We start from the raw sequence: 5091 nt of genomic DNA, 5'->3' as shown, positions 1-5091 counted from the left end.
CCGACGCGCTGATCGAGCGCGCCGATGCCTGCCTCTATGCCGCCAAGCGCAACGGCCGCAACCGTGTCATCTGCGAAGCCGATCCGGAATACGCCGCCGAGGCTCACACTCAGGTCGCCTGAAGCCCGACACCCTCCACGAGTCGTCCCCGCGAAAGCGGGGACCCATACGCTGTGCACTTTCGTTCGGGTAGAATGGCGGACGCCTTTTGCAACGATCAACGCCGGTGATTATGGGTCCCGGCTCGCGCTCGCAGGGCTCGCTTGGCCGGGACGACGCGTGATGTGGTCTTCTTGGCCACAAGTGCCTCCTTTGCTGTCGCCTTCTTCTTCCCCTTGCGCGCCTTCGGTTTGCGCAAAGCCGCGCGCTGCGCCGCCGACAAGGCCGCCCTCGCCCACTCCGTCAGTTGTTCGGGATCGTCATAGAGCCGTTCCGGCAACTGCCAGTACGAGTTCACCGTGACGGTCCTGGCTCTGGTTTGGTACTGAAACGGCTTTGATCCCTCCGCCTCGAACTGCGGAATGGTCTGGTCATCGGCGCGCAGGTAAAGCCCGCCACGGAGCGCCAGCGCGAAATTGGTACCGTCGGCGGAAATGCCGAACCCCGAAAACATCCGGCGGATCGCGACCGGACCGAAATCCGCGAACAAATCGATCAGGAAATCGCGGTCCATGACGCCGCTCTCTACACGTCGTCGCGACTGGAGGCCGGCATGACGCGGTGGCTAGATCTTCGCGGGCGTGAGTTGCACCGATTCGCCGCAACCACAGGCGCCGGTCTGGTTCGGGTTGTTGAAGATGAACTGCGACTGCATCTTGTCGGCCTTGTAGTCCATCTCGGTACCCAGCAGAAACAGCACGGCCTTGGGATCGACCAGGATCTTCACGCCCTTGTCCTCGACCACTTCGTCGGTCGGCCGGACGTCATGGGCATATTCGACCGTATAGGACTGGCCGGCGCAGCCGCCGTTCTTGATCCCGACCCGCAGGCCGACGATCTCGGAATCGGCGCGCCTGGTCAGCTCCGCAATGCGCAGTGCCGCGGCTTCGGTCAGTCTCATGACCTGCGGGCGCGGCCGCGGCTTCGGCTTGGCGGCGGGAGCGGGTGAAGCAGGTGTCATGTCAGTCATGTGTTTAGTCCTGACAGCAAATCAATGCCGGATCATTGCCCTTGAGAAATTAAACGCGATTCCACTCTTTTATCTTTACGCTCTACCACTTCACCACATGTTGAGGACGAGGCGCGCCTCGTCGGTCATTCGATCCGGCGTCCAGGCCGGGTCCCAGACCAGATTGACATTGACCACGCCGACGCCGGGAACGCTGGCGACCGCATTCTCCACCATGGTCGGCAGTTCGCCGGCCGCCGGACAATTGGGCGTCGTCAGCGTCATCATGACATCAACGGTGCGGTCGTCCTTGATGTCGACCTTGTAGATCAGGCCGAGTTCATAGATATCGGCTGGAATTTCCGGATCGAACACGGTTTTCAGCGCGGCGACGATTTCGCCGCCCAGCCGCTCGGTTTCCTCCGGCGGCAACGCCGAATGCGTTTCCATGTTGGTGGTTTTGACTTCCGGATTCTTGGCTTCCAGATTTTTCACTTCAACGGTGTCGGTCATGAGAACAATTCCCGCGCTTTGATCAGCGCCTGTGCCAGATGGTCGACTTCTTCTCTTGTATTATACATTCCGAATGAGGCACGGCACGTCGCCGTCACATTGAACCGCTCTAAAAGCGGCATCACGCAATGAGTGCCGGCGCGCACCGCGATCCCCTGCCGGTCGATCACGGTCGCGACATCATGGGGATGCGCGCCCTTCATCTCGAACGAGATCACCGGTCCCTTGCCCCTGGAGGTACCGATCAGGCGCAGCGAATTGATTTCGCGCAGCCGCCCTTCGGCATAGGTCAACAGATCGTGCTCGTGCGCGGCGATACGTTCCTTGCCGATCGAATTGACGTAATCGATCGCAGCGCCAAGGCCGACCGACTCGACGATCGCCGGCGTTCCCGCCTCGAATTTGTGCGGCGGATCGCCATAGGTGACCCAGTCTCTCGCGACTTCGCGGATCATCTCGCCGCCGCCATTGTAGGGCCGCATCGCCACCAGATGCTCGTATTTGGCGTAGAGCACGCCGATGCCCGTCGGGCCGTAGAGTTTGTGGCCGGTGAAGACGTAGAAATCGCAGTCGATATCCTGCACGTCGATCGCCAGATGCACCGCGGCCTGGCTGCCATCGACCAGCACCGGAATGCCCCTGGCATGGGCCAGCTTCACCACATCCTTGACCGGCACGATGGTGCCGAGCGCATTCGACATCTGCGTGATCGCAACCAGTTTGGTGCGGTCGGTCAGCAGTTTCTCGAACTCGTCGATCAGAAAATTGCCTTCGTCATCCACCGGCGCCCATTTGATGACGGCGCCATGGCGTTCCCTGAGGAAATGCCAGGGCACGATGTTGGAATGGTGCTCCATGATCGAAAGCACGATCTCGTCGCCGGCCTTGATGTTGGGCTCGCCCCATGACGACGCCACGAGGTTGATCGCCTCGGTGGCGTTGCGGGTGAAGACGATCTCTTCATTACGCCCAGCATTGAGGAATGTCGCGACCTTGGCGCGGCCGCCTTCATAGGCTTCGGTCGCCGCATTGGCGAGGTAATGCAGGCCGCGATGCACGTTGGCGTATTCGCTCTTGTAGGCCTGCGTCATGCGCTCGAGCACCGCATTCGGCTTCTGCGCGGACGCGGCATTGTCGAGATAGACCAGCGGCTTGCCATAGACTTTCAGCGCCAGTGCCGGAAAATCCTCCCGCACCCTCGCTACGTCATATGTACCGTTTGAGACTGCCGGATGCATGATCAACCCCGTGCCGCCAGCCAGCGCTCGGCCGCCGATATCGCCAGTTCGCGCAAGCTATCGCTGGCGATCTGCTCGATCGCCTCGCCGACAAACGCCTGGATCAGCAGCGCCTGGGCCTCCTTCTCGGAGAGGCCGCGCGCGCGCAGGTAAAACAGCAGGCTTTCGTCGAGCGCGCCGGTGGTCGCGCCATGACCGCAGGTCACGTCGTCGGCGAAGATTTCCAGTTCCGGCTTGTTGTCGGCTTCGGCCTCGTCGGACAACAATAGCGCCCGCGTCATCATCTTGGCGTCGGTCTTCTGCGCCTTCGGACGCACGATGATGCGGCCCTGAAACACCGAATGGCCGCGGTCGTCGACCACGGCGCGGAAGATCTCGCGGCTGGAGCAATTCGGCACCGCGTGATCCAGAAACAGCGTGGTGTCGGCGTGCTGGCGGCCATTGAGCAGATTGACGCCATTGGTCTCGACGCGCGATCCCTCGCCGGCAACCGCGATCACCGCCTGATAACGGCTGACAATCGCGCCGCTGGTCATGCCGAAGGTGTTGAAATGGGCGTGGGCACCGAGCGATACCAGCGCTGAAGATATGTTGAAGGCCTCGCGGCTGTCCTCGATCAAACGCACATGGTCAAGCCGCGCGTCATCGCCGATCGAAACGACCAGGGAATCATGGACCTGATAGGTTTTAGCACCTTCGGCGGCGATATAGCTCTCCACCAGCGTCGCGCCGGCGGCCTTGCCGAGGCGCAGCAGTGAGCGGGTGAACATCGCTGACGGCACGGCACCGCTGGCGATATGGACGATATGCAGGGGTTTGGTGAGCACGGTGCCGTCGGCGACCTCGATCACGAGACCGTCCGTCATCATCGCGCTGTTGAGCGCCACCATGGCATCGGAACTGTCAGGCGCGAATAATTGCGGCTGGGCTAAGCTGTCGCCGGCCTCCAGCACTTCGCGCAGCGTGCGGATGCCGAGCCCTGTTTCCAGATCGGCCGTTTCCGACAAGCCGGGCGCAAATACCCCATCGACCAGCACCAGCCGGCGCACGCCCTCGATCGCATGGAGCTTTGAGGCTTTGCCCGCGCGCGTCAGCGCCGCGGCGTCAGGAGCAGCGGCCAGCGGCAGCACGTCGCGCATCAGCACGCGCAGATCAGTGTATTTCCAGTCCTCGATCCGCCGGTGCGGCAGGCCGGCGCGTTGATAGGCATCGAACGCCTGCCGTCGCGCATCGGCAACCCCGCCCGCGCCTGGCAGCCGATCGCGCGCGACAGCGAGGATATCGCTCAGCGCGCGTCCGGTTTCGGTCTTTGCAAGTGCGAGGTTCATCATGAAATCCGTTTCGACACTCAGGCCGCGTCTTCGAACTGCGCGTAGCCGGAAGCCTCGAGCTCCAGCGCCAGTTCCTTGCCGCCGCTTTTGACCACCCGGCCCTTCGACATCACATGCACAAAATCAGGCACGATATAGTTCAGCAGCCGCTGATAATGCGTGATCACCACCATCGCCCTATCCGGCGAACGCAGCGCATTGACGCCGTCGGCGGCGACCCGCAGCGCGTCGATGTCGAGGCCGGAATCCATCTCGTCCAGAATGCACAGGCTGGGCTCGAACAGCGCCATCTGCAGAATCTCGTTGCGCTTCTTCTCGCCGCCGGAGAAGCCGACATTGACACCGCGCCGGAGCATGTCCTGCGGAATGTTCAGCCGCGCCGCCACTTCGCGCACTTTTTTAAGAAAATCCGGCGTGGAGAATTCGCTTTCGCCGCGCGCCTTGCGCTGGGCGTTCAGCGCAGTGCGCAGGAACGTCATGGTGGCGACGCCCGGAATTTCCACCGGATACTGGAACGCAAGGAACACGCCCTTGGCCGAGCGCTGGTCGGGCGACATTTCCAAGAGATCCTCGCCCTTGAACAGGATCTCGCCGCCGGTGACCTCATAGCCCGGCTTGCCGGCGATGACATGGCTCAGCGTCGACTTGCCGGAGCCGTTCGGCCCCATGATGGCATGCACTTCGCCCTGGTTCACGGTGAGCGAAAGCCCGTGGAGAATTTCACGCTCCTCGACCCGGACCTGCAGATTTTTGACTTCAAGTAATGACATCATACGCTTCCGTTTTTCGTCCGTTGTTGCCTCGCCCCGGGGAGCGCCGAAGGCGCGTCGCGAAGGACGAGGAATTATCCAACCGATCCCTCAAGCGAGATCGAGATCAATTTCTGCGCCTCGACTGCGAA

Annotated in this window: 6 protein-coding genes and 1 pseudogene; 1 reads left to right on the top strand and 6 read right to left on the bottom strand. The window is 62.0% G+C overall.

The window, feature by feature from the left end:
* Window positions 1-122, top strand: a pseudogene (locus ABR948_RS28125) (GGDEF domain-containing protein); the annotation flags it as partial.
* Window positions 123-217: 95 nt separating this feature from the next.
* Here the strand turns inward: ABR948_RS28125 and ABR948_RS28120 are convergent.
* The 6 genes from ABR948_RS28120 to sufC all read right to left on the bottom strand — a co-directional run bounded on the left by ABR948_RS28120 (window position 218) and on the right by sufC (window position 4960).
* Window positions 218-673: a TfoX/Sxy family protein gene (locus tag ABR948_RS28120; protein WP_428124347.1), complete on the bottom strand. Its 456-nt coding sequence runs from the start codon at window positions 671-673 to the stop codon at window positions 218-220.
* Between the two features lie 51 nt (window positions 674-724).
* Window positions 725-1129 carry a HesB/IscA family protein gene (locus tag ABR948_RS28115; protein ID WP_428124345.1) on the bottom strand — a complete coding sequence of 135 codons (405 nt, stop codon included), beginning with the start codon at window positions 1127-1129 and terminating at the stop codon, window positions 725-727.
* A gap of 90 nt (window positions 1130-1219) precedes the next feature.
* The gene (locus ABR948_RS28110; protein WP_428124343.1) at window positions 1220-1621 is read right to left on the bottom strand and encodes an SUF system Fe-S cluster assembly protein; all 402 of its coding nucleotides are present in this window, start codon (window positions 1619-1621) and stop codon (window positions 1220-1222) included.
* A complete protein-coding gene (locus tag ABR948_RS28105; protein ID WP_428124341.1) occupies window positions 1618-2865 on the bottom strand; it encodes a cysteine desulfurase in 1248 nt (415 codons plus the stop codon). Before ABR948_RS28105 ends, ABR948_RS28110 begins: the two co-directional genes overlap by 4 nt.
* Window positions 2862-4187 (bottom strand): Fe-S cluster assembly protein SufD, encoded by a 1326-nt coding sequence (gene sufD, locus ABR948_RS28100; RefSeq protein WP_428124339.1) that lies wholly within the window; start codon window positions 4185-4187, stop codon window positions 2862-2864. Before sufD ends, ABR948_RS28105 begins: the two co-directional genes overlap by 4 nt.
* Before the next feature lie 20 nt (window positions 4188-4207).
* Entirely contained in the window at window positions 4208-4960 is a 753-nt protein-coding gene (sufC, locus tag ABR948_RS28095; protein ID WP_428124337.1) for a Fe-S cluster assembly ATPase SufC, read from the bottom strand.
* Window positions 4961-5091: the final 131 nt, after the last annotated feature.

This window comes from Bradyrhizobium sp. (assembly GCF_050014615.1).
Lineage (GTDB): Bacteria > Pseudomonadota > Alphaproteobacteria > Rhizobiales > Xanthobacteraceae > Bradyrhizobium.
The sequence above is the reverse complement of the archived record's forward strand: the minus strand, read 5'-3'. Positions and strand labels throughout refer to the sequence as shown.